The following is a 24,421-nucleotide window of genomic DNA, read 5'->3' on the forward strand; positions in this document are numbered from 1 at the left end:
CCTCCCTCAGTGCCGAATGCGCGGGTTGACGACGCCATAGAGCACGTCGACCAGCAGGTTGACCAGAATCACGCCCGTCGCGATGAGCAGAATGCCACCCTGCACCACCGGATAGTCGCGTCGCAGAATGGCATCGATCAGCCATTTTCCGATGCCAGGCCACGAGAACACGTTCTCGGTGAGCACCGCACCGGCGAGCAGCGCGCCGACTTGCAGACCGATCACGGTGATGACCGGAATCAGCGCATTGCGCAGCGCATGCACGACGATCACGCGCCACGGCGAGAGCCCCTTCGCGCGCGCCGTGCGAATGTAGTCCTCGCGCAGCACTTCGAGCATGGCCGAGCGCGTCATGCGGGCAATCACCGCGAGCGGCACGGTGCCGAGCACGATGGTCGGCAGGATCAGGTGACTCACCGCAGAGCTGAACGCCCCCTCGTCGCCCGAGAGCAACGTGTCGATGAGCATGAAGCCGGTCACGTGCGGTACGTCGTACTCCACCCCGATGCGCCCGGACACGGGGGTCCATTGCAGGTAGACGGAGAACAGCATGATCAGCAGCAGCCCCCACCAGAAGATGGGCATCGAGTAGCCCGTGAGCGCCGCCCCCATCGTGGTGTGATCGAGCATCTTGCCGCGCCGCAACGACGCCGCCACGCCCGCGGGCAAGCCGACGACGAGCGCGAAGATCATCGCGCACACGGCGAGTTCGAGCGTTGCGGGAAAGCGGGCGAAGAACTCATGAAGCACGCCTTCGTTGGTAACGATGGAGCGCCCGAGGTCGCCCTGCGCAGCGTGCTTCAGATAGACGAAATATTGTGTGGTGAGCGGTTGATCGAGACCCAGGCGCTTCATCGCCTCGGCGTGCATGACGGGGTCGAGATTTCGCTCGCCCACGAGCACTTCGATCGGATCGCCGGGAATCAGGTGAATGAGCGCGAACGCCAGGACGGTGATGCCGATGAACGTCGGGATCACCATGCCCAGTCGTCTCAGGACGAATCTCAGCATAGGAGGGTTCCGTGGGGGCTTCGCGCACCGCCCGCCCCCGGCGCAGGGACGGGTGGCGCTGTGCCGCGTGAATCTATCGTGGACGATCGTTTGCCTTGTTGCGACAGGCGAACTCGGGCGCGGCGGCCGGGTCTGCCTACGTCATACCGCGGTGACGACCGACGGCGACCGACGGCGACGGATGGCGACGGATGGCGACGGATGGCGACGGGTGGCGACCGGTCACCGGCGTCAGCCGGATCCGGTCGTCATCGCGCCACGCCGGGCGCCCTACTCCAGCGACACGCCGATGAAGCTGTTGCGGCCGAACGGGCTGAGCTTGAAGCCCTTCACGTTCGTGGCCATCGGCTTGTATTGCGTGGAGTGCGCGATGGGCGAGAACGGCAGTTGCTTTGCGAAGATCTCCTGCGCCTGCGTGTAGAGTTTCGTGCGAAGAGCGACGTCCGTGGTCTGACGTGCTTGCTTGATGAGATCGTCGAACGGCTTGTAGCACCACTTCGAGAAGTTGTTGCCGTTGACCGAATCGCAGCCGAGCAGCACGCCGAGCCAATTGTCCGGATCCCCGTTGTCGCCGGTCCACCCGATGAGCAGCGCATCGTGCTCGCCCGCCTTGGCGCGCTTGATGTACTCACCCCACTCGTACGTGACGATATTGGCCTTCACGCCGATCTTCGCCCAGTCGGCCTGAATCATCTCGGCCATGAGCTTGCCGTTCGGGTTGTACGGACGTTGCACCGGCATCGCCCACAGCGTGATTTCCATGTTCTTCACGCCCGCCTTCTCGAGCAGCGCACGGGCTTTCTCGGGGTCGTAGCTGGCCGACTTGATGTTCTTGTCGTAGGACCATTGCGTCGGCGGCATCGGCGCGCCGTTCGACAACTGCCCGGCCGAGCCATAGACGGACTGGAGGATCGCCTTCTTGTTGATCGCCATGTCGAGCGCCTGACGCACCTCCACACGATCGAGCGGCTTCTTCTGCACGTTGTACGCCACATAGCCGAGGTTGAACCCGACCTGGTCCGGCATCTTGAGCTTCGACGCCTTGCCCTGCGCGGCGATCTCGGCCTTGAGCGCGTCGACATCGGCCGGGCGCGGGTAGGTCGCGACCTGGCATTCGTTGCGCTTGAGCTTCTGAATGCGAACGTTGGCGTCGGTCGTGATCGCGAAGATCAGCTTGCTGACCTTTGGCGGCAGACGCGTGTCCCAGTATTCCTTGTTGCCATCGAAGCGCAGCGTCGCGTCCTTCGTATAGCTGCGGAAGATGAACGGCCCGGTACCGACCGGCTTGAGCGCGATATCGCGCGGATTGTTCGCCGCGAGCAGCTTGTCGGCGTACTCCTTCGAGAGGATCGACGCGAACGGCATCGCCAGGTTCTGGATGAACGGTGCGTCGACCTTCTTCAGCACGAAGCGAACGGTGTACGGATCGACGACCTCGATGTGGTCGATGTCGGCCTGCAGCCCCATGTCGACGAAATACGGAAACTCCGTCGGATAGGCCTTGCGGAAGGGCATGTCGCGATCGCCCATGCGCTCGAAGGTGAACTTCACATCCTCCGCGTTGAAGTCACGCGTGGGCTTGAAGTACTCGGTGGTGTGGAATTTGACGCCCTTGCGCAGGTGGAACGTGTAGATCTTGTTGTCCGGCGAGATGTCCCACGACTCCGCGAGCGAGGGCATTACCCCAGTCTCGCCCGGCTTGAACGCGATCAGGCGGTTGTAGATGGCGTCGGCGGGATCGAAATCGGTGCCGGTGGTGAGCTGGCCCGGATCAAAACCGGCCGGGCTGCCCTCGGAGCAATACACGAGGGTCTTGTTCGGGATTTCGATGGCTGCCGCGGGCCGGATCACGGCCGCACCGGCAAACAAGGTCGCAGCCAAAAGCAAACGCAGGGTGTGGGTCTGTTTCATAGGCTCCTCGGGATCGGATGTGATGCCCGGCAACGGTCCGTCGCCGGGCCTACGAGGGATATTACTGAAGCTTCCCTCGTGTCACAACACGCCAAATCCCTAGCAAACCGCCTATTTGTGGTGTTTTTGATTAGGAAATCGCTTAATTATGATTAGAATTGACTTCCCAGGCACCCACCGCTTGGCAAACGATTGCGCTGCGCCTTATAGACCGAGGCGCTGCCACATCGCTTTGGTGGCCGACGCCGCGTTTAGCGTATAGAAGTGCAAACCGGGCACGCCCTGTGCGAGCAATCGTTCGCACAGCGCCGTCACCACGTCGAGCCCGAACGCACGGATCGAGTCGCGATCGTCGCCAAAACCTTCGAGACGCTTGGCGATCCAGCGCGGCACTTCGGCGCCGCACATCTCCGAGAAGCGCATCATCTGCGAATAGTTCGTGATCGGCATGATCCCCGGCACAATCGGCACGTCGACCCCCAGGCGCGCGGCGTCGTCGACGAAACGGAAATACGCGTCCGCATTGAAAAAGTATTGGGTGATGGCCGCATTCGCCCCTGCCTTTACCTTGTGGGCGAAATGCTCGAGGTCCAGGCGCGGCGACTTCGCCTGTGGATGGTATTCCGGGTAGGCCGCCACCTCGATGTGGAACCACTCGCCGGTTTCGGCGCGAATGAACTCGACCAGTTCCGACGCATAGCGAAACTCGCCGATCTCCCCCATCCCCGACGGCAGATCGCCGCGCAGCGCCACGATGTGGCGGATGCCGTGCTGGCGATACGTCTGCAGAATCTCGCGGATGTTGTCCCGGGTCGAGCCGACGCACGAGAGGTGGGGGGCCGCTTCCACGCCTTCGCGTTGGATTTCGACGACCGTATCGAGCGTACCCTTCTGGGTAGAGCCACCGGCACCGAACGTCACCGAGACGAACTTGGGACCGAGCGGGAACAGTTGCTGGCGCGTGGCGCGCAGCTTCTCCGCGCCTTCCGCCGTCTTGGGCGGGAAGAATTCGAAACTGAAGGAAGGTTGCGTCATGATCGTTCTATTGTCGTGAGAGCCGCTCATGCCGCGCGCGTCGCGTGCACGAAGAACTCCCGGTTGCCGTCACCGCCAGCGATCGGACTGTCGAGCCATGCGGCTACCGTCAGTCCCAGCGCCTCACAGGCGGTGCGGATTTTTGTCTCCACTTGCGCATACTGCGCAGCATCTCGCACGAGGCCGCCGCGGCCGATGTGCTCACGTCCCACTTCGAACTGCGGTTTGACCAGCATCAGCAGATCGCCGCGCGCATCCAGCAGTGGCGCGAGCGCAGGCAACACCAGCGTGAGGGAGATGAACGACACGTCACCGACGATCAGGTCGAAGCCTGCCTCGGGGACGGCCGCCAATCGCCTTGCCGGATCGGCATGCCCATCGCCGTGCGCCGCAGGCTGGGCCAGACGCGCATCGAGCATCTCGCGCGTCAGGTGCCGCGCGTTGATGCCTTCGAGCGACACGAGCCGAGGCTCGCCCGCCAGACGTCGATGCAGTTGCCCGTGACCGACATCGATGCCAACGACCTGCGCGGCGCCTGCCTGCAAGAGGCAGTCTGCAAAGCCGCCAGTGGACAGCCCGACGTCGAGCGCCACACGGCCGGCGACATCGAGATGCGTTTGCGCGAGCGCGCCGGCCAGCTTCAACCCGCCGCGCGACACGTAGCGGTCTTCGCCGGGCAAGCCGTCGGCGGCCTCACGCACTTCGAGATCGTCGTCGCTCGCCACGACCTCGCTGGCCTTCTTCACGGCCGTCTCTGTGCCCGCGTAATACACGCGTGCGGCATCGATCAGACGTTGCGCGGCGGTGCGCGATGCGGCCAGGCCTCGGGCAACGAGAGCCTGATCGGCACGAAGGGCTTGCGACATGACAGCGGGTTTCCTGCAAAACACGGTCGACGGCGTGCGTCGACCCTTACACGTTGGTGGCGCGGTCGCCGCCGAACACCAGCGCCGACAGAATCCACGAGATCAGGCTATAGAGCAGCGAGCCGAAGAGCGCCGCCCAGAAGCCCGAGACTTCGAAGCCCTTGACGACATGCGCAGCCAGCCAGAACAACAGTGCGTTGATCACGAAGATGAACAACCCCAGCGTGAGCACCGTGACCGGTAAGGTCAGCACGACGAGCAGCGGCCGCAGAAACGCGTTGATCAGGCCAAGCACGATCGCAACGACCAGGGCCGTTCCGATGCCCTTGAGCTGAATGCCCGACACGATGTGCGGCAAAACGAGAAGTGCGATGGCATTGATGAGCCAAATCAGCAGCAGACGCATGGCAAGCTCCGAAGAACAGTCCGGTGCGGGAGGTCGGTCCCGGCACCGGCAGTGGCAAAACCCAACGCGGCGGCATGCGGTGCCGCCGCGCCAAACCGTTGCCCCTTGCCCGTGCCTTGCAGCGCACCGGCGGGGGTCCGGCGAGACTCGTGACGAATCCGTCGCGTGGGCGACCGATCAATAACGATAGTGGGCCGGCTTGAACGGACCGTTCTTGTCGACGCTGATGTAGTTCGCCTGATCGTCGGTGAGCACCGTCAGTTCGGCACCGATACGGCCCAGGTGCAAACGCGCGACCTTCTCGTCCAGATGCTTCGGCAGGACATACACGCTGTTCTTGTACTTGTCGCCGTGCACGAACAGTTCGATCTGCGCGAGCGTCTGGTTGGTGAACGAGTTGCTCATCACGAACGACGGGTGGCCCGTGGCGCAGCCCAGGTTCACGAGGCGGCCTTCGGCCAGCAGGATGATGCGCTTGCCGTCCGGGAAGATGATGTGATCGACCTGCGGCTTGATGTTTTCCCACTCGTACTTGCGGGTGGACGCCACGTTGATTTCCGAATCGAAGTGACCGATGTTGCACACGATGGCCTGGTGCTTCATGGCCGCCATGTGGTCGTGATCGATCACGTGGAAGTTGCCCGTGGCCGTCACGAAGATGTCGGCCTTGTCGGCGGCGTATTCCATCGTCACCACGCGGTAGCCTTCCATCGCGGCCTGCAGCGCGCAGATCGGATCGATTTCCGTGACCCACACCGTGGCGCCCAGACCGCGCAGGCTTTGTGCGCAGCCCTTGCCCACGTCGCCGTAGCCCGCCACGAGGGCGATCTTGCCGGCGATCATCACGTCGGTCGCACGCTTGATACCGTCGACCAGCGACTCGCGGCAGCCGTACAGGTTGTCGAACTTCGACTTGGTGACCGAGTCGTTCACGTTGATGGCCGGGAACGGCAGCGTGCCGTCCTTTTCCATCTGATACAGACGATGCACGCCCGTGGTGGTTTCTTCGGTCACACCCTGGATCTGCGCCAGGCGCTTGCTGTACCACTGCGGATCGATGGCGATGTGGCGCTTGATCGACGCATACAGCGCGACTTCTTCGTCGTTGGTCGGGTTGCCCACAACCGACAGGTCCTTCTCGGCCTTGCTGCCCAGAATCAGCAGCAGCGTGGCGTCACCACCATCGTCGAGAATCATGTTGGCGAACTCGCCGTTCGGCCATTCGAAGATGCGGTGGCTGTATTCCCAGTATTCGTCGAGCGATTCGCCCTTGAAGGCGAACACGGGAATGCCGGCGGCGGCAATGGCCGCAGCGGCGTGATCCTGCGTCGAGAAGATGTTGCACGAGGCCCAGCGCACTTCGGCGCCCAGGGCGACGAGCGTCTCGATGAGCACGCCCGTCTGGATCGTCATGTGCAGCGAGCCGGCGATGCGCGCGCCCTTGAGCGGCTGGCTGGCCTTGAATTCGGCACGCGTGGCCATCAAGCCGGGCATTTCGCTCTCGGCGATGGTCAGCTCTTTGCGGCCCCAATCGGCCAGCTTGATGTCGGCAATGTGAAAATCGGAGAATTTCGAATCGACTACGGCGTTCATCACGCCTCCTTTCTCTAAAAGACTAGATAGTTGGGACGTGAGCGCCGTTCTTGAGGCCCACACGCCATGCGCTCCGGCAGGGAACCGGCGGCCGGCGGGGCCAAATAGGAAGGATCTTGAGCCTGGCAGCACCGTGGCTGTCGCAACGCTCCTCAAGACCCCGGCATTGTAGCAAAACTGCTGCGCCGCGTCGGGGCAACGGCGACGCCCTATGCGATATTTTTTGGCGGAAAGACAGAATTGGCGGGTATGACGCGCCCGCGCGCGCCGCCCGACGCTCAGATCGGCAGGTGGGCGAGCAGCGGCGCGGCAAACACCATCACAATACCGTTGATCATCATGACGAGGCTGGCCACCACGCCTTCCTCGCTGCCGATCTGGCGCGCCTTGGCGGTGCCGAAGCCGTGAGCCCCCGCGCCGAACGGCGCGCCGCGCGCCATGCGGGTGCGCAGCGGCAACCACGAGAGCAGCGCCTCGCCGAGCAGCATGCCGATGAACCCGGTGATGATGACGAAGAGTCCCACCAGATCGCGCGAGCCGCCCACCTTGTCGGAGACCGCGAGCGCGAACGGCGTCGAGATCGAGCGGGCGAGCAGGCTGCGCGCCATCTCGGGCGGCAGCTCGAACAGGCGGGCCAGCACGAAGGAGCTGCCCACGGCCACAACCATCGCGACGAGCACGCCAACGATCAGCGCGAAGGCATGCCGGCGCATGATGTCGCGATGCTCGTAGATCGGCACGGCGAATGCGATGGTCGTCGGGCCGAGCAGCCAGACGAGCCAACGCGAATCAGAGATATACGTCGTGTACGGGATATCCCCGCCCACCATCACTGCGATGAGCAGGATGGGCGCGAGAATGGCCGGGCCGAGCCACACCTTGCCGAAGCGCGCATAGAGGCGCTTCGACACGTAGTAGAAAACGACCGTGAGAACGAGCAGCAGGAGCGCCGTATGATTCATGGCAAGACCCGGCAAGCGCTAGTGGGAAGGGACGCCGCGGCGATCACGGCAATCCCGTCGGCAAGGCACGCGCAACGCATCAGCGGCCATCGTGCGCGTGCGCCCGGCGTGCCGGGATGCGAACGAGGGCGCGCTTGAGATGACGCTCGGCACGGCAGGCCAGATCGACCGCCAGCGCCGTCGAGACCATCACGAGCACCGTGCCCACACCGATCACGGCGAGCAGTTGCAGGCCTTCGCGGCGCAACAGATCGGTGTATTGCATGACGGCCGCGACCATCGGCACGAAGAAGAGGATCATTTCGGCCAGGAACCAGTCGGCACCGCGCTTGATCTTCTCCGTCTTCAGGACGCCGCTCATGAGCAGCGCCACCACGGTGAGCAACCCCAAGACGCCGCCCGGCAGCGGGAGGCGAAAATGGCGCGATGCAGCATCGGCCACCAGATAGATGCCCGTGAGCAGCGCAATTTGCCAAACCACGTCGACCACGCGCTTGCTGCGGCGATACATACGGCTGGCGATTATCTTGGTCATGGCGGGCTCCCGGGTGTGGCATCAGTATGAAGTCCAGTATAGGAAGCACCGCAACATAAATATAATGAATTAGTATTATAAAATCGATTCCAAATTGGAATAATTTAAGTATTAACCCTAATCGCGCATAAGAAAGCCTTACCGGACGGGGCTTTCCGGCCGATTGCACCAAATTTGTGCGAAAGAGAGGCCCCAAGATGGAACTGCGCGCGTTGCGAGGATTTGTGGAAGTCGTGCGACAGCAGAGCTTCACGGCGGCGGCCGAGGCACTGTTCGTGACCCAACCGACCGTGAGCAAGATGGTCAAGGCGCTGGAAGACGAGTTGGGTACGCCGCTGATGTTGCGCGAGGAGCGCGGCATGGGGCGCAGGCTGCAGTTGACCGATGCCGGACGCGTGGTCTTCGAGCGCGGTCAGGACGTGCTGGCCGCTTACGCCCGGCTACAGCAGGAGGTGGCCGATCTCGAGTCGGTCGCGCGCGGCGAATTGTCGATCGGCATTCCGCCGCTCGGCGGCGACCTGTTCATTCCGGTGATCGGGGCGTTTCATCAGCACTATCCGGATATCGAGATGAAACTCTTCGAGACCGGCTCGCGCGCCATCGAGCAGGCGCTGCTGGCCGGCGACATCGAATTGGGCGCCGTGCTGCTGCCGGTCGATCCCACGATTCTCGACGTGCTGCCCGTGTGCCATTACCCGTTGCGTCTGATCGCACCGCGCGATTCACGCTGGGAAGGACGCGCCTCCATCGGCCTGGGCGAGTTGCGCGACGAACCGTTTGTCTTTTATGGCGAAGGGTTCGCGTTGTCCGAACTGGTGATCACCGCCTGTCGTCGCGCGGGCTTCACCCCCAGGATTGCGGGACGCTCGAGCCAGTGGGACTTCATTGCGTCGATGGTGGACAACGGCGTCGGCATTGCCTTGCTGCCCGAGCCGTTCTGCGCACGGCTCGACCCGAAACGCTTCGTGATCGCGAACGTGCGCGACCCCGAGATTCCGTGGGATCTGGCGATGGCGTGGCGGCGCGACTCGTATCTGTCGCACGCGGCGCGGCGCTGGCTTGCCCTGGCACGCGACCTTCTCGGCCCGGGCGGCGACGGCGAGGCCAAAGCGGCCATCGCCGGCGGCGCGCGACGCACGTGAGCGCCGGCCGTCGTCGATACCCGCGCCGCCGACGGCACGCCACTCCCCCCGTTCGGACGTCGTCCGACACGATCCGACGATTGCGGTATCCTTGCCGCTGACATTTTCCCCTGGCTGCGCGAGCGCGGCACACCGACACACATGCGCATCATTACCGCGAATCTGAACGGCGTTCGATCGGCCGCCAAGAAGGGCTTTTTCGAGTGGTTCGGCACACAGGACGCTGACATCCTGTGCGTACAGGAAATCAAGGCACAGTTGCCGGACATGACACCGGACTTCCTCACGCCGCACGACTACCAGGGTCACTTCCATTACGCGCAGAAGAAGGGCTACAGCGGCGCGGGCGTCTATGTGCGCCGCGAGCCGGACGACATCGTCGTCGGCTGGGGCAATGCCGAGTTCGACGCGGAAGGCCGCTACGTCGAAGTGCGCTACGGCAACCTGTCGGTGATCTCGGTCTACATTCCGTCCGGCTCGAGCGGCGAGGAACGACAAGCCGCCAAATTCCGCTTCATGGCCGACTTCATGCCACATCTGCTCGCGCTTCAGGCGGCAGGACGCGAAGTCGTGCTGTGTGGCGACGTGAACATCGCGCACAAGGAAATCGACATCAAGAACTGGAAGGGCAACCTGAAGAACTCGGGCTTCCTGCCGGAAGAGCGCGCCTGGCTCACGCAGTTGTTCGACGAGCATGGCTATGTCGACGTCTTCCGCACGCTCGACCCGCGGGCCGACCAGTACACCTGGTGGAGCAATCGCGGACAGGCCTATGCGAAGAACGTCGGCTGGCGCATCGACTACCAGATCGCCACGCCCGGCATTGCCGGCAAAGCCAAGGCCACGTCAGTGTTTCGCGATATCAAATTCAGCGACCACGCGCCGCTGACGGTCGACTACGACCACGCGCTGTAATTCACGCGCGCTGTCATCCGCACACGCGGTAATCCGCACGCACGCGCGGCGGGCGGCACGCACGTGCCGCGCCCCGGTCGCACCGCGCGAGGCGACGGCAATGAGGTCGGCCCCGAAGGGCAACCGCCCATCTCGTTAGCGCGACCCGCTTGTCGCCGGCACGCCATCGCCGCCGTCATCGTCGGCGCCCCAGGGGGCGACCTTCGGCAAGAGCAGCATGCCGGGCACGGCCAGTGCCGTGCAGATGAGGAAGAACGTCACCCAGCCCACGCCGTCGACGATATAGCCGGTGCCCGCGTTGGCGAACGTGCGCGGCACCGACGCCAGACTCGTGAACAGTGCGAACTGTGTCGCCGTGTAACGCGGGTCCGTCGTGCGGGCGATGTAGGCGGTAAACGCCGCCGTGCCCAACCCAGCCGTGAACGCTTCGAAGGCAATCACCGCACCCAGTCCCGTGACGACCGGCCCCGTCTTCGCCAGCCAAGCGAAGCCCAGCACCGACACCAGTTGAAGCACGCCGAACACCCATAGCCCACGGTTGATGCCCAGCTTGATCAGCCAGACCCCGCCGATGATGCCCCCCGCCACACTCGCCCACAGGCTTGTCGCCTTGGCGACCACGCCGATCTGCGTCTTCGTGAATCCCAGATCCAGGTAGAACGACGTGGCCAGCGATGTCGCCATCGAATCGCCCAACTTGTAGAGAAAGATAAACGCGAGCACCAACAGCGCCTGTGCCCAACCGCCGCGCGTGACGAACTCGTGAAACGGCTCGACCACCGCCTCGCGCAACGTCTTCGGCGGCGTGCCGCGAATCGCCGGCTCCTTCACGACGAGCGTCATCACGATGCCCGGCAGCATGAACGCCGCCGTCGCGAAGAACACCTGCGACCACGGCAGGTGATCGGCCATGATGAGGGCCAGCGACCCCGGCACGAGTCCCGCCACCTTGTAGGCGTTCACGTGCATCGCCGTGCCGAGGCCTTGCTCGCGGTCCGACAGCAACTCACGTCGATAGGCATCCAGGGAAATATCGAGACTGGCGCTGAAGAACGCCAGCGCCGCCGCCAGCGCGGCAATCGTCATCAGATCGCGTTGCGGCGAATACGTCCCCATGAGCGCCACCGCACCGGCCACCAGCAGTTGGGTGACGAACATCCAGCCGCGTCGCCGCCCCGGCTTCCATCCGAACACGTTGGGCGCAAAGCGATCCATGAGCGGTGCCCAAAGGAACTTCCACGTGTAAGGAAACTGGATGAGGGCGAACAGGCCGATGGCCTTGAGGTCCACATGCTCGCTGCGCAGCCACGCCTGCACCAGGTTGAGCAGGATGAACAGCGGCAAGCCCGAGGTGAAACCAAGTATCACGCAGATGAGCATCCGCGTGGGGTGGAAGACGCGCCCGTCGTCGGGCGGCAGCGAATCGGTCATGGAAAGGACAGTTGGGGCCAGCCGCCCGCGGTGCACGGCACCCGGCCCCCTTTGCCTTCACCCGCCAGGGGCCCGGCGCTTCGCTGCCCCGTTAGCTGCCGTCGGTTCAGGAACGCTTGACGCGATAGACCGCAAGACTACCACGCCAGTTCGCGCCCACGGACACGAGGCGCCCGTTATGCAGCACGGCCCGGTCGAGAATCTGCACGCCGACGTCCGGGGCCAGCGCCTCGAAGTCCTTGATGGTCAGCACGCGCACATTCGGCGTGTTGTGCCACTGGAACGGCAGGCTCTTCGACACCGGCATGCGTCCCTGCAACACGGACAGCCGGTGCGGCCAGTAGCCGAAATTCGGGAACGACACGATCGCTTCGCGGCCGACCCGCACGGTCTCGCGCAGGATGTCCGCCGTGCGGTGAATGGTCTGCAGGGTCTGCGACAGGATGACCGTGTCGAAGCTCTGGTCCTCGAAGAGCTTCAGTCCGTCTTCCATGTTCTGCTGGATGACGTTGATGCCTCGCTGCGCCGAGGCAAGCACGCCGGCGTCGTCGATCTCGACGCCGTAACCGCTCACGTCGAGTTCGTCGGTCAGCAGACGCAGCAATGAGCCGTCGCTGCACCCGAGATCGAGCACCTGCGACGACGGTTCGATCCATCGCGCGATCACCCGGAAATCGGGCCGCTCGGCGAGCGATGCCGAAATGCGGCTGCGCGACGCCGCGAGCGCCGCCGCCTGGGCGCTGTTCGCCGGTACCGTGGACTGACTCATACCCCGACCTCCTGAGCGATACGTTCGTAGTAGGCGCGCACCAGGTTGTGATAGCGCGCATCGGTGAGCAGGAAGGCGTCGTGCCCGTGCGGCGCGTCGATCTCGGCGTAGCTCACGGTACGGCGCGTATCGAGCAGCGCCTTGACGATCTCGCGCGAGCGCGCCGGCGCAAAGCGCCAATCGGTCGCGAACGACACGATCAGGTACTTGGCCGTGGTGTGCGACAGCGCCTTCGCCAGATCGCCGCCCACCGTGCGGGCCGGGTCGAAGTAATCGAGCGCGCGCGTGATCAGCAGATACGTGTTCGCGTCGAAGTACTCGGCGAATTTGTCGCCCTGGTAGCGCAGGTACGACTCCACCTCGAACTCCACATCGAAGCTGAAGCGATAGCCGTCGTCCGGCGGATTGCCATCGCCCTTCACCCCGTCGGCCATTACCTCGGCGCGGCGCAGCGCGCGGCCGAACTTGGTCGCCATGTCCTCGTCGGACAGATAGGTGATGTGCCCGATCATGCGCGCCACGCGCAGCCCGCGACGCGGCACCACACCATGCGCGTAATAGTTGCCACCGTGGAAATCCGGATCGGAGAGGATGGCCGAGCGCGCCACTTCGTTGAAGGCGATGTTCTGCGCGGAGAGCTTGGGCGTGGAGGCGATCACCAGACAGTGCCCCACGCGCTCGGGATACATGATGCTCCACGCAAGCGCCTGCATACCGCCGAGACTGCCGCCCATCACTGCGGCGAACTTGTGGATGCCGAACGCATCGGCCACGCGCGCCTGCGCATTGACCCAGTCTTCGACGGTCACGACGGGGAAGCGGGCTCCGTACGGCTGGCCCGTGGATTCGTCGAGGCTCATCGGCCCGGTCGAGCCGAAGCATGAGCCGAGGTTGTTCACGCCGATGACGAAGAAGCGGTTCGTGTCGAGCGGCTTGCCGGGCCCGACCATGTTGTCCCACCAGCCGACGTCCTTGGGATTGTCGGCGGCGATGCCCGCCACGTGATGCGACGCGTTGAGCGCGTGGCACACCAGCACCGCGTTGCTGCGATCGGCATTCAGTTCGCCGTAGGTCTCGACCATCAGGTCGTAGCCGGCGAGCTTGCTGCCGTTTTGCAGCGCCAGCGGCTCAGCGAAATGCATCCGCTGCGGGGTGACGATTCCGATTGAAGATTCCATAAATCCCTTTCCGAAACATGCCATGTCCGTCGTCGCTGTCGACCAGGGTCGACGGACGGCGTCCTGAAGCGTTCTGTGCGGGAAAAGGGGTCGACGGAAAAACGGCGGTGGGCGCGCACGACCTCTTTAGCCGCATTTTTAATGAATGCCCTCTGCCTGGGAACGCCCGTCAGAGTCATTCGCGCGCCCGCAAGCGAGTCACCAAATCGGCGCGCCAATCATCGCGACAAGGCCGGTCAAACGTTCGTCGGCCTCGGTGCGCGTTGCAAAAGTATAGCGTAATCTGCGCCGTCGCCGCAGACCCGCGGTCTTAGCGCAGGAGCGCAGCGACCTGGGGCTCGGCCCCCTCGACCGGCGAGCGCTTGAAGCCACTCTTGGCAAAGCGGTGCCAGCGGCCGAGCACGTAGGACACGAGCAGGTTGGCACGCGAGTTGGCGTCGAACGTCTCGGGCAACGTGCCCTGTGCGCACGCCAGACGCAGCACCTGGCGCAGCGACGCTTCGATGCGGTCGAGCAACTGGTTCATGCGCTCCTGCAGGCGCTCGTGCTCGCCGACCAGCGCTTCGCCGGTCAGCACGCGCGTCATGCCAGGGTTCTTCTCGGCGAAACCGAGCAGCATCAGCACGATGGCGCGCGCTTGCGTCACGCCGTCCTGATCCTGGGCGGAGATCTGGTTGATCAGACCGAAGATGGTCTGTTCGATGAACTCGATGAGGCCCTCGAACATCTGGGCCTTGCTCGCGAAATGGCGATAGAGCGCCGCTTCGGAGACCTCGAGACGCGCGGCAAGCGCGGCTGTCGTGATCTTCTCGCCCTTGGGGGTCTCGAGCATGGCGGCGAGGGTTTGCAACACCTGCACCCGGCGCTCACCCGGCTTTGGGCGGGCTGTCTTCACCGGCGCGGGCGCGGCCTCAAGCGCATCGGCGGCGCCATAACCGGCATCGCTCGAAGAATTTTCCTGCTGCATCGTCTGGTCGTTATTGGTAGGAATTTGAGGGTCGGGCGGCTCGGGCTGCGCGGCTCGCGCCGGCCCCGGTCGCAAGGCGCGCCCGTAATTCGCGCAGAGATTGTACTTTGATATCTACGTAGTGTGGGCGCCCACTGCGCGGCATGGCATCGCCAAGACTGTTTCTGGCCGGCAAATGTCCCGTGATCCAGACCGTCTTGATGCCGAAATGCCGGAGGTGCTTCAGGTGAGAGCGGGTGTCTTCGACCAGCCACGTGCGATGCGGCGCGAGGCCCTCGCGCACCAGCAGACGGCGCAACATGATCGCATCGGGTTTGGCGCGCCAGGCCCGGCGGTCCGCCATGTCCTCGATGCTCACGCAGCGCTCGAAATGTCGGCGAATGCCCAACGCCTCGACAATCGGCAGGGCGTAATGCGCGGGTGCATTGGTCAGGAGAATCTTGCGTCCGGGCAGGCCGGCGAGCAGGCGGGCGATCCCGCGCTCGGCGCGCAGCACCTCGACCAGCGGCGGCAGCTCGTGCACGCGTGCCAGAAATTCATGCGGATCGATGGCGTGATGCTTGATGAGGCCGAGCAGCACGGCCCCGTATTTTGCCGTGTAGTCGGTGCGCAGACGATTGGCCTCGTCGGGCGGCAGCCCCAGCTTCTCGACGATATAGGCCGTCATCGCGCGGTTGATGCGCGGAAAGATCGCGTGCGACGCGCGATGCAGCGTGTTGTCCAGGTCGAACAGCCAGACCGGACCGCGCGTGCCGTGTTCGCTTCGGGCGCGGGGTGCCCGGCGTCGCCGGCTCAGAACGTGAGAAGAAGACACGAAGATAGCGGATTCATGCGAGGAGATACGGGGAGATGGTCACCGCGCCCCGACATTCGCCCTTCCTGTCGCAGAACACGGTGCCGCCATGACTAGGCACGATGCTAGCGCGCGAATCCCGCTTTGACAAACCTGGGGGCGCAGCACCGCCTCACAAGCGGATCGCCCCCCGGACGATCCTCTCGCTTCGGAAGCACGCGATGCTGCGCGTTCTGACATGGCGCTGACGTTACGCTGACGTCTCGATGAAATCTTGATGACAGCTTGCGCGCCGTCGCCAGCGCCACCGATCAGAACGTGTGCTGAATACCCAGCATCGTGCCGAACTGGTTGCCCCCCGTGGCGACCGAGCCACCGGCGGCAATCGCCACCGCGCCGTTATGGCTGTTCGCCACCCAGCCGACCAGGCCATACAGCGACGTGCGCTTCGAGAGCGAGTACGTGGCGCGGCCGATGAGCATCGTCGCGTTGGCACGGCTCTTCAACTGATAGCGAATGGCCTGTGCGTCGAACGCCCACGTGATCGTCGGCAGATAGGTCAGGCCGATGAAGTAGATGTCAGAGCGCAGCGAGGCGGCATCGGCGCTCACGTTGCGGTGAATCCAGCCACCGCCCACGCGTCCCGTCGACCACTTGTAGTACGCGTTGATCACCGAGTGCGAGTCGGTGTAATGCGAGCTGGTCAGCGGGGCCGCGGCGCCCGTGTTGCCGTGCATCTGGTCGTACGACGCCGAAATGCCGAAGTTCTGGTAGTCGTAGCCGATCAGCCCGGTGAACTGCTTGCAGGCCTGGTAATTGCCGGCAACGTTACCCGCGCAGTTCGTGGCCGACGGACCGCCTGCGGCCGAGCCATCGCGCCCGAAGCTGTACGTCGCGCCGAGCGTCACGCCGGAGAATTTGCCCATGTAGCCGATCGCGCTGTCGCTTCGTGCGTTGGCGATGTACGGATCGATGCTGGCCAGCGAGAAGATCGACGGTCCGATCACGTCAGCGTTGCCCGTGACGTAGAACGTCATGTTGTTCTGACGACCGAGCAGCACCGTGCCCCAGCCGCCCGACAGGCCGACGTTGGCCTGTCGACCGAACAAGCGCCCGCCATAGTTCACGTTGCCGGTTCCTGGCTGGAAGCCGCTTTCCAGCGTGAAGACGGCTTTCAGACCGCCGCCCAGATCTTCCACGCCTTTGAACCCGAAGCGTGACGGCACCTTGCCCGTGAGGGTCGGCTCGCCGATGAAGCTGCCGCCCGTGGCGGCGTTGTTGTAGTAGGCGATGCCGGTATCGACGATCCCGTACAGCGTCACGTTGCTTTGTGCGTGCGCCAGGCCCGCCCCCAGCAGCAGGCCAGCGGCCAATGCATGTTTCACTTTCACTTCTGTCCCCTTGTTTTTGAAATACACAGCAACTACAGACTTCAACCTCCGGACCGACGGCATTCGCGCCGGCCCAGCCATTTGCGCGACGGCACGTCGGCCGCCTCGGGTACTGCCCTCTTAACCGCCTCCCGGACTGCGCCCTCGGCTTGGCACAAGGGTTGGGATGGCGCGACGCGCAGTGCTGGTTTCCTTACGCCTCGCGTACAAAAGTAAAACGCGCTTCGCGGCGGGCAATACGCCAACCCTGCGCGGTCCGCACGAACGTGTCTTCGAATTCCCCCATGACCTGACGACCCTGCGCCGGACGTCCGAATGGCCCCGGCACGTCGTTCGCCGAAGCGCTCCAAAGCAACACCGTGTTGCTGCCGATCGCGCGCGTCGGCGACGTGACATCGATCAGCACGTTGCCGACGAGATGCCGTGTCAGCCGATCCGCCGGTCGCTCGGCGTACGCGGCCGCGATGGCGACGGGACCAACGAGCGTGTCGCCATTGGGGCGCACGAGCACCCCCGTCTCGGTGAAGAGCGCGGCGAGTCCCTGCGCGTCGCGCCGGTCGTTGCAGGCGACGAAACGCATCACGAGGTCGTGGCACGCCTGTTTGGCCAGCAATACGTCGAGCGTCTGCGCGTCGAGGCCGGGCATCGCGTCTTGACGATGGGTGTCGTGTGTCATGCGCGGCCGACCTTGGAGGCGTCGGGGGCGGCGGCGCCCGATTCGGGCCGTGCCAGCCATGTCCGCACGGCATCGGCCACGTCCTGCGGGCGCTCCATCGGACTCATATGGCCGCTGTGTTCCACGACGTGCAACACGCTGTCCGGGATCAACGCCGCCATGACTTCGTGACGCGCCAGCGGGCTCCAGGTGTCCTGCCGCGCGCACAGCACGAGCGTCGGACAACGCACGTCGCCCAGCAGCGACGTCGCGTCCGGTCGACCGAGCAGTGCGTGAATCTGCGCAGCGAACTGATCGGGGTGGCTGCGCTCGATCATGTCGAGAATCGTGTCGAACAGCGGCGTGCCGAGCTGGTCGGGATGCACCATGCCGGTCGCCCACACCTGCCCCATCGCACGCATGCCCGCCTCCCGTGCGCGCGCGAGCAAGGTGGCACGTCCGGCGCGCTCCTTCTCCGCCGCCTCGCCGTTGGGCAGTGCCTGGTAACCGGTATCGAGCAGCGCGAGATGCGTCACACGATGCGGGGCGCGACGCACCACCTCCAGCGCCACGCGTCCGCCCATCGAGTGCCCCGCGAGGGCGAAGCGCGGCTCGGCGGTGCTGGCCAGCACGTGTTCGGCCATCGCGTCGAGCGTGTCGAGCAGGCCCCACTCGGGAACGCGGCAATCGTATTGCGGCAACCCAGCGGCGGTTGCGGCCCATGCCGCGTGATCACACAGCAAGCCCGGCAGCAGGAGCAACGGGGGACGTTCGGGGCTCATGGCTTGTCTCCTTGCGCCCAAGCATGATTCGGGATGCACACCTCGCCGTCGAAGAGCCAGCGCGCGGTGCGCAGCAGACCGGCGCCGGTGACATCCGTCGTGCCGTCGGCGTCCACGCCGAGCGCGAGGCGCACAGTGAATTCGCCGGTCGGATGCTCGATGGCGAGCAACGGCGCGTCGCTTTCCGGCACCACCGCCATCTCATGGCAGACGGTGCCCGGTAACGCGGCCGCGGTCGCCACGCTCACGGCCGCCAGCACGCCGATGGACGAGTGGCAACGATGCGGGATGAAGCAACGCGTCGCGAGGGCGCCACCGGCCCGCGGCGGCGCGACGAGACACATCTTGGGCACCGTGCGCGAACGCACGTCGCCAAGTTGCATGCGCGGGCCGACCGCCAGGCGAATCGCCTCGATCCGGTCGCGCATCGCCTGAAACGATGGCGCCGCGTCGAGCTGCTCGCAGGACTCCGCGCCGGTGATGCCCAGGTCCGCCGCACGCATCAGTACAAGCGGCATGCCGTTGTCGATACACGTCACCGCGACACCGTCCACGACGTCCTGACGCTGTCCGGTCGGGAACAGCGCGCCGCACGAGGCGCCTGCCGTGTCGCGGAACATCAACGGAATCGGGGCGGCCGTGCCCGGCACACCGTCGATGGCCACGTCGCCGTCGTACCTCACCACGCCGCACGGGGTCTGCACGGTGGCCACCGCCACCTGGCCCGTGTTGACCATGTGAATGCCGACGTCGGTCACCTCGCCCGAGGCGCTCACGAGCCCCCGCTCGATCGCAAACGGCCCCACGCCCGCGAGGAGGTTGCCGCAATTCTGTCCGTAGTCGACCCGCGCTTCGTCGACCACAACCTGGGCAAAGAGATAGTCCACGTCGGCGCCGGACCGCGTGGCGCGCGAGACGATGGCGACCTTGCTGGTGAGCGGATTCGCGCCGCCCATGCCATCGATCTGTCGCGCGTCGGGCGAGCCCATCGCCGCGAGCAGCACGGCGTCGCGCTCGGCCCCCTGCGCAGGCAAGTCCTCGGCGACGAAGTACAACCCCTTCGAGGTGCCGCCCCGCATGACCGCGGCCCGGATACGCGTTTGGGAATGCATCACGTCGCGTTCCTCAAGCGTCTTGCAGCTCGTCGAGCGAATCGACATAGCGCAAGCCCTTCGCGGCAAGCCTCTCGCGCATCTTGTAGTAGTCGAGCCCCAGCGTGCCGCCCGCGAGCACACCACGCTTGTAGGCTTCGTCGGCACCGCGCGCGGCCGCCGCCCTGGCCACGGCTTCGGCGTTCGCGAACGGCACCACGACCACGCCGTCGTCGTCCGCGACGATCACGTCGCCCGGATTCACGATCTGATTCGCGCACACGACCGGCACGTTCACCGAGCCGAGCGTCTCCTTGACGGTGCCCTGCGACGAGATGGCCTTCGACCACACAGGAAACCGCATGTCGGTGAGCGTGCCGATGTCGCGGCAGCCGGCATCGATGACGAGTCCGGCCACACCGCGCGCCTTCATCGACGTGGCGAGCAGATCGCCGAAGTAACCGTCGTCGCAAGGCGAGGTCACGCCAACCACGACGATGTCGCCCGGCTGCGCCTGTTCCACCGCGACGTGCAGCATCCAGTTGTCCGACGGCGGCGCGAGCACCGTGACCGCACTGCCCGCCACGGCCGCGCCTGCATAGATCGGACGCAGATAGGTGGCCATCAGGCCGAGGCGGCTCTGCGCTTCGTGCACTGTCGCGCTGCCTGCACTGCGTAGCACGTCGAGCGTGGCGGTATCGACACGAGGAATCTGACGAACGACGACGCCGCGGATCATGACAGTCGCTCCGTCACGACGGGCGTCAGGCGCATCAGCCCTTCCGCGTATTTGATGTCGCGCGCGGCGGCGATGCCGATGTTGCGCTTGGCCTGCACGCCGCGTTGCAACGCCACGCGCGTGTAGTAATCCCACAGGTGCTCCTGACCGGCCATGCACTCGATGGCGGCGCGCTTTTGCTCCCACACCGGCGTGATGTCGATGAAGGTGTTCGGAATCCATTCGCACTGCTCGGTCTGATGCGGCTCGAACGCGAGCACGGCGGGAGCGCCGATGATCTTTTCACCCGGCTTGTGGCCCTCGGCCTGCGCAATGACGCGGGCTTCCTGCGCGACGTGCATCGCCAGCGGGTGATCGAAGTTGTACGGATCTTTCTCCGAATGGCTCAGCACGAACGACGGTTGCAGCTCGCGATAGATGTCGACGAGCCGGAAGAGCGTCTCGTCGGACACGCGCATCGGGTAGTCGCCGATATCGAGGAATTCGATTTCCGCACCGAGAATATCGGCCGCGCGCTGGGCTTCTTCGCGACGCGCAACCTTGACCTTCGCTTCGGTCATGTCCGCGCCCTTGCGCCAGAGCTTGGCCGACTCGCCACGCTCACCGAAGGACAGGCACACGATCTTCATGCGATAGCCTTGCGCGACATGCGTGGCAATCGTGCCCGCCGCGCGCCAGACGAAGTCCGCCGAATGGGCGCTGACCACGAGACCAGCCAATGCGCCGGTGTGGGTGTTCTGTGATGTGCTCATGTGTTTGACGTCAATACGTGTTGTGCCGTGCCCGTTCAGGCGCTTTCCAGTCCGACCAGCGTGCCGAGCAATTCCGGGGAAGCGGCCAGTTCGCTGCTGCGTCCCGACCAGACCTCGCGACCCCGGTCGAGCACCAGCGCGCGGTCCGTCAGTTCCAGCCCCAGTTCCGCGTGTTGCTCCACGACCACCACGCCCATGCCACCGTCGGCGCGCAGCTTCCAGAACGCATCGACGAGTTGATCGACGATCACCGGCGCCAGCCCTTCGAACGGCTCGTCGAACAGCACCACGTGCGGATTACCGATCAGCGCCCGGCCGATGGCGAGCATCTGCTGCTCGCCGCCCGAGAGCTGATTGCCCAGGTTGCGACGCCGCTGGTGAAGACGCGGGAACAGGTCGTAGACACGATCGAGCGACCAGGCGTTGCCGGTCGCGCCCATCGCGGACACCTGCAGGTTTTCCTCGACCGACAGCGACTTGAAGATGTCGCGCTCCTGCGGCACCAGCGCCAACCCGGCACGGGCCCGCTTGTAGGCGGGCCACGTCGAGATATCGTCCTGGCGATAGCGCACCACGCCGCCGTGGCGCGTGGTCAATCCCAGCAGGCTGAGCAGCAGCGTGCTCTTGCCCACGCCGTTGCGACCGAGAATGGCGAGGGCTTCTCCCGACGCCAGGCGCAGGCTCAGATTCTCGAGCACGATGGTCTCGCCATACCCGGTGCTGAGTTCGGCGGCTTCGAGCAGGAAGTCAGTCATGATGGCGACGCCCCAGATAAATGTCGCGTACGCGCGGATCGCGGCGCACGTCGTCCTTCTCGCCCTCCATGAGCACCGCGCCTTCGACCAGCACGGTGATGCGGCGCGCGAAGCGGAAGACCAGATCCATGTCGTGTTCGATGACCATCACCGCCACGTCCTCGGGCAAGCGTTCGAGCAGGTCGAAGAGCTTGCGGCCCTGTCCCGATGGCACGCCGGCCACGGGTTCGTCGAGCAGCAGCACCTTGGGATCAAGCGCCAGACCGAGCGCGATTTCCACCTGACGACGTTGGCCGTAGGCCAGTTCGTCGATGCGCTTGCCCGCGAGATCGAGCATGCCCAGCGCGCGCAGACGCTCGGCCGCTTCCTCCACGAGCGCCGGTCGGCGCGCGAGCGGCTTGCCGATGCGACCATCGAGACCGCTGCGCGCCGTGAGGGCGAGCGCCACGTTCTCGGCCACAGTGAGCGTGTCGAACAGCGTGTTGAGCTGGAACGTGCGCGCGAGCCCGAGCTTCACGCGCTTGTGCGAGGGCATCGACGTCACGTCCGTGCCGCCCACGCGCACCACACCGGCGTTCGGCTTGAGCACGCCCGTGAGCAGATTCATCAACGTGCTCTTGCCCGCGCCGTTCGGGCCGATCAACGCGTGTCGCGCGCCCACGGGCAGCGACAGGCTGACGTTGCGCGTGACGTCGAGCTGGCCGAAGCGTTTGGACAACCCTTGAATGTCGAGTGCAGCGCTCACGGCGTGACCTCCTTGTCCGTGGTCGTTGCATTGGCAAGGCCGCCAGCGTCTGCCACGGATGTGCGCCGGGCGCGATGTCGCGCAGGAGCCACGCGGGCGGCGAAGCGATCCACCAGCCCGATCAGGCCGTCGGGCGCGAAGCGCACCACTACGATGAGCAGCACACCGAGTGCGGCGAGCCAGTTCGTCGGATCGATGGCAGCGATGCGGTCTGACAGCACCATGAAGACGATCGCGCCAAGGGCCGCGCCGTAGAGACGTCCGGTGCCGCCGAGGGCGAGCATCACGAGCACGTTGGCCGACAGCGTGAATGACAGGGTGTCGAGAGCGACGATGTTGTTGACCTGTGCCGAGAGCGCACCCGCCACGCCGGCCAACGCCGCAGCGAGGGTGTAGAGCATCAGGCGACGCAGGCCGACACGTACGCCAAGCAGCGACATGCGCGTGGCGTTCTCGCGAATGCCCTGCACGGCGAGACCGAACGGCGAGTTCACGAGGAACTGCGTGAACAGATACACCACGAGCAACACGGCGAGCGCATAGAGATACGCCGTATGTCCGTAGATGTCGAACGAGAACCTGCCCAGCAGCGGGGCGATGGTGTACCCGGTCAGGCCGTCATCGCCCATCGTGATCGACTTCGCGACGTTGCCCGCCTCATAGAGCAGCGTGGCACACGTCAGGGTGAGCATGATCTGCGTAAGCCCGCTCACCCGCAGCACCACGATGCCGGTGATGAGGCCCACGCCAGCGGCCACCACCGCGCCGGCCACCAGCCCCAGCAGCGGGTCGGGCGATACGTGCAGCGCGAAGAGGCCAGCGGCGTAGGCGCCGCTGCCGAAGAACGCAGCATGCCCCAGTGTTTCGATACCGCAATAGCCCTGCACGAGATCGAGCGAGAGCGCGAAGATGATCATGATCAGCACGCTCGTGGCGAGCGCGAGATACAGATCGGCGAAGCAGTAGGTGGCGATGGCGGCGAGCAGCAGCACCCCATCGAGCGCGCCGAGCCGTTTGCGACGCAGCGCGGGGGCGACGTGCGCCGTACCCGCGACCTGCGGCAGAGGATTCGTAGGTGACATCGTGACCCTCCGCTCAGGCACGGCCGACCAACCCTTGCGGGCGGATCAGCAGAATGGCCAGCACGGCCAGGTAGATCATGAAGGCGCCGAGCGCCGGCACGTAGTAGCGACCCAGCGTGTCGATCAGACCGAGCAGCAGCCCCGCGTAAAGCGAGCCGCGCAGACTGCCCAGCCCGCCGGCCGCCACCACGATCAGCACGAGCACCAGGTACTTCAAGCCGTAATATGGTTCGAGCGGCAGGATCTGACTGGACAGCGCGCCGCCCAGCCCGGACAACCCGCATCCGATGGCAAACGTGATCGAGAACACGAGCGGCACGTCGATGCCGACGCAGCGCGCCATGCGCGGGTTGTCGACCGCCGCGCGCAGCTTCGCGCCGAACGGCGTGCGCTCCAGCCCCCACCAGATGCCGAGTGCCACGACCGCGCTGCACACCAGGGCGAAGATGCGATAGACGGACACGGAGAACGCGCCGAAGTCCCATGTGCCGCGCAGCCCTTCCGGAATCGGGATCGACTGCAGCTCGGTGCCGGCGAGATGTTTGGCCAGCGCGCAGATGATGAACGCGAGCCCGATCGTCATGAGCAACTGCCCAAGACCGTTGGCCGTGTAGACCCAGCGATACAGCGTGCGCTCGAGCACGGCGCCGAGCACCATCGTGCCCGCCACGCCGACGAGCAGCGCGGCGAAGAAATCGAGCCCGGCACGTTGCATGGCCCACAAGGTGAAATAACCGCCGATCATGGCGAAGGCGGAGTGCGCGAGATTGACCACGCGCATCACGCCCAGCGTGACCGTGAGACCCACGGAGATGAGGAACAGCAACATCCCGTAGGCCACACCGTCGATCGACAACGACAGGAGAGTGGCAAGCGATTGCGTCATGACGAATTACCGAACGAACTGAGCGACGA

Annotated in this window: 25 protein-coding genes and 1 riboswitch; of the genes, 2 read left to right on the forward strand and 23 right to left on the reverse strand. The window is 65.1% G+C overall.

Annotation, left to right across the window (positions count from 1 at the left end):
* Nucleotides 1–6: 6 nt before the first annotated feature.
* The 8 genes from PEP31012_RS07240 to PEP31012_RS07275 all read right to left on the reverse strand — a co-directional run bounded on the left by PEP31012_RS07240 (nucleotide 7) and on the right by PEP31012_RS07275 (nucleotide 8,319).
* Nucleotides 7–1,011 carry an ABC transporter permease subunit gene (locus PEP31012_RS07240; RefSeq protein WP_150588628.1) on the reverse strand — a complete coding sequence of 335 codons (1,005 nt, stop codon included), beginning with the start codon at nucleotides 1,009–1,011 and terminating at the stop codon, nucleotides 7–9.
* A 270-nt stretch (nucleotides 1,012–1,281) separates the two neighbouring features.
* Nucleotides 1,282–2,922, reverse strand: coding sequence for an ABC transporter substrate-binding protein (locus tag PEP31012_RS07245; protein ID WP_150588629.1), 1,641 nt, complete (start codon nucleotides 2,920–2,922; stop codon nucleotides 1,282–1,284).
* Between the two features lie 204 nt (nucleotides 2,923–3,126).
* Nucleotides 3,127–3,957 (reverse strand): methylenetetrahydrofolate reductase [NAD(P)H], encoded by an 831-nt coding sequence (gene metF / locus PEP31012_RS07250; protein WP_150588630.1) that lies wholly within the window; start codon nucleotides 3,955–3,957, stop codon nucleotides 3,127–3,129.
* A gap of 26 nt (nucleotides 3,958–3,983) precedes the next feature.
* Nucleotides 3,984–4,823: a TlyA family RNA methyltransferase gene (locus tag PEP31012_RS07255; RefSeq protein ID WP_150588631.1), complete on the reverse strand. Its 840-nt coding sequence runs from the start codon at nucleotides 4,821–4,823 to the stop codon at nucleotides 3,984–3,986.
* A 46-nt stretch (nucleotides 4,824–4,869) separates the two neighbouring features.
* The gene (locus PEP31012_RS07260; protein ID WP_150588632.1) at nucleotides 4,870–5,229 is read right to left on the reverse strand and encodes a phage holin family protein; all 360 of its coding nucleotides are present in this window, start codon (nucleotides 5,227–5,229) and stop codon (nucleotides 4,870–4,872) included.
* A 177-nt stretch (nucleotides 5,230–5,406) separates the two neighbouring features.
* A complete protein-coding gene (gene ahcY, locus PEP31012_RS07265) occupies nucleotides 5,407–6,822 on the reverse strand; it encodes an adenosylhomocysteinase (RefSeq protein WP_150588633.1) in 1,416 nt (471 codons plus the stop codon).
* 32 nt (nucleotides 6,823–6,854) lie between these two features.
* A riboswitch (S-adenosyl-L-homocysteine riboswitch) is annotated at nucleotides 6,855–6,982 on the reverse strand.
* 118 nt (nucleotides 6,983–7,100) lie between these two features.
* A complete protein-coding gene (locus PEP31012_RS07270) occupies nucleotides 7,101–7,784 on the reverse strand; it encodes an LrgB family protein (RefSeq protein WP_150588634.1) in 684 nt (227 codons plus the stop codon).
* Between the two features lie 79 nt (nucleotides 7,785–7,863).
* Complete coding sequence (locus tag PEP31012_RS07275; RefSeq protein ID WP_150588635.1) at nucleotides 7,864–8,319, reverse strand: CidA/LrgA family protein; 456 nt, start codon at nucleotides 8,317–8,319, stop codon at nucleotides 7,864–7,866.
* Nucleotides 8,320–8,516: 197 nt separating this feature from the next.
* Here PEP31012_RS07275 and PEP31012_RS07280 point away from each other — a divergent pair, with 197 nt between their 5' ends.
* Nucleotides 8,517–9,461, forward strand: a complete 945-nt coding sequence (locus tag PEP31012_RS07280; RefSeq protein WP_150588636.1) for a LysR family transcriptional regulator — start codon at nucleotides 8,517–8,519, stop codon at nucleotides 9,459–9,461.
* 141 nt (nucleotides 9,462–9,602) lie between these two features.
* Complete coding sequence (locus PEP31012_RS07285) at nucleotides 9,603–10,376, forward strand: exodeoxyribonuclease III (protein WP_150588637.1); 774 nt, start codon at nucleotides 9,603–9,605, stop codon at nucleotides 10,374–10,376.
* Between the two features lie 135 nt (nucleotides 10,377–10,511).
* Here the strand turns inward: PEP31012_RS07285 and PEP31012_RS07290 are convergent, their stop codons facing one another.
* The 15 genes from PEP31012_RS07290 to PEP31012_RS07360 all read right to left on the reverse strand — a co-directional run bounded on the left by PEP31012_RS07290 (nucleotide 10,512) and on the right by PEP31012_RS07360 (nucleotide 24,392).
* Entirely contained in the window at nucleotides 10,512–11,807 is a 1,296-nt protein-coding gene (locus tag PEP31012_RS07290; protein WP_150588638.1) for an AmpG family muropeptide MFS transporter, read from the reverse strand.
* Between the two features lie 106 nt (nucleotides 11,808–11,913).
* Nucleotides 11,914–12,576 (reverse strand): methionine biosynthesis protein MetW, encoded by a 663-nt coding sequence (gene metW, locus PEP31012_RS07295; protein WP_246171174.1) that lies wholly within the window; start codon nucleotides 12,574–12,576, stop codon nucleotides 11,914–11,916.
* Nucleotides 12,573–13,754 (reverse strand): homoserine O-succinyltransferase MetX, encoded by a 1,182-nt coding sequence (metX, locus tag PEP31012_RS07300; protein WP_150588639.1) that lies wholly within the window; start codon nucleotides 13,752–13,754, stop codon nucleotides 12,573–12,575. Before metX ends, metW begins: the two co-directional genes overlap by 4 nt.
* A 310-nt stretch (nucleotides 13,755–14,064) precedes the next feature.
* On the reverse strand, nucleotides 14,065–14,721 hold the full coding sequence (slmA, locus tag PEP31012_RS07305) for a nucleoid occlusion factor SlmA (RefSeq protein ID WP_150588640.1): 657 nt from the start codon (nucleotides 14,719–14,721) through the stop codon (nucleotides 14,065–14,067).
* A 10-nt stretch (nucleotides 14,722–14,731) separates the two neighbouring features.
* Entirely contained in the window at nucleotides 14,732–15,535 is an 804-nt protein-coding gene (locus PEP31012_RS07310; RefSeq protein ID WP_150588641.1) for an HAD-IA family hydrolase, read from the reverse strand.
* A 290-nt stretch (nucleotides 15,536–15,825) separates the two neighbouring features.
* Nucleotides 15,826–16,905 carry a porin gene (locus PEP31012_RS07315; protein ID WP_425494929.1) on the reverse strand — a complete coding sequence of 360 codons (1,080 nt, stop codon included), beginning with the start codon at nucleotides 16,903–16,905 and terminating at the stop codon, nucleotides 15,826–15,828.
* 193 nt (nucleotides 16,906–17,098) lie between these two features.
* Nucleotides 17,099–17,581 carry a nuclear transport factor 2 family protein gene (locus tag PEP31012_RS07320; RefSeq protein ID WP_150588643.1) on the reverse strand — a complete coding sequence of 161 codons (483 nt, stop codon included), beginning with the start codon at nucleotides 17,579–17,581 and terminating at the stop codon, nucleotides 17,099–17,101.
* On the reverse strand, nucleotides 17,578–18,342 hold the full coding sequence (locus tag PEP31012_RS07325) for an alpha/beta fold hydrolase (RefSeq protein ID WP_150588644.1): 765 nt from the start codon (nucleotides 18,340–18,342) through the stop codon (nucleotides 17,578–17,580). Before PEP31012_RS07325 ends, PEP31012_RS07320 begins: the two co-directional genes overlap by 4 nt.
* Nucleotides 18,339–19,454 carry a 4-oxalomesaconate tautomerase gene (locus tag PEP31012_RS07330; RefSeq protein ID WP_174978165.1) on the reverse strand — a complete coding sequence of 372 codons (1,116 nt, stop codon included), beginning with the start codon at nucleotides 19,452–19,454 and terminating at the stop codon, nucleotides 18,339–18,341. The genes PEP31012_RS07325 and PEP31012_RS07330 overlap by 4 nt, the downstream gene beginning before the upstream one ends.
* Nucleotides 19,455–19,467: 13 nt before the next feature.
* Entirely contained in the window at nucleotides 19,468–20,172 is a 705-nt protein-coding gene (locus PEP31012_RS07335; protein ID WP_174978144.1) for a 4-carboxy-4-hydroxy-2-oxoadipate aldolase/oxaloacetate decarboxylase, read from the reverse strand.
* A complete protein-coding gene (locus PEP31012_RS07340) occupies nucleotides 20,169–20,924 on the reverse strand; it encodes a PIG-L deacetylase family protein (protein ID WP_150588646.1) in 756 nt (251 codons plus the stop codon). Before PEP31012_RS07340 ends, PEP31012_RS07335 begins: the two co-directional genes overlap by 4 nt.
* A 35-nt stretch (nucleotides 20,925–20,959) precedes the next feature.
* Nucleotides 20,960–21,679 carry an ABC transporter ATP-binding protein gene (locus PEP31012_RS07345; protein WP_150588647.1) on the reverse strand — a complete coding sequence of 240 codons (720 nt, stop codon included), beginning with the start codon at nucleotides 21,677–21,679 and terminating at the stop codon, nucleotides 20,960–20,962.
* On the reverse strand, nucleotides 21,672–22,424 hold the full coding sequence (locus PEP31012_RS07350) for an ABC transporter ATP-binding protein (protein ID WP_150588648.1): 753 nt from the start codon (nucleotides 22,422–22,424) through the stop codon (nucleotides 21,672–21,674). The genes PEP31012_RS07345 and PEP31012_RS07350 overlap by 8 nt, the downstream gene beginning before the upstream one ends.
* Nucleotides 22,421–23,506, reverse strand: a complete 1,086-nt coding sequence (locus PEP31012_RS07355) for a branched-chain amino acid ABC transporter permease (RefSeq protein WP_150588649.1) — start codon at nucleotides 23,504–23,506, stop codon at nucleotides 22,421–22,423. Before PEP31012_RS07355 ends, PEP31012_RS07350 begins: the two co-directional genes overlap by 4 nt.
* 13 nt (nucleotides 23,507–23,519) lie before the next feature.
* Nucleotides 23,520–24,392, reverse strand: a complete 873-nt coding sequence (locus tag PEP31012_RS07360; protein WP_150588650.1) for a branched-chain amino acid ABC transporter permease — start codon at nucleotides 24,390–24,392, stop codon at nucleotides 23,520–23,522.
* Between the last annotated feature and the right edge of the window lie 29 nt (nucleotides 24,393–24,421).

Origin of the sequence: Pandoraea eparura (assembly GCF_902459725.1) — a bacterium.
In the GTDB taxonomy this organism is placed as follows: Bacteria; Pseudomonadota; Gammaproteobacteria; order Burkholderiales; family Burkholderiaceae; genus Pandoraea; species Pandoraea eparura.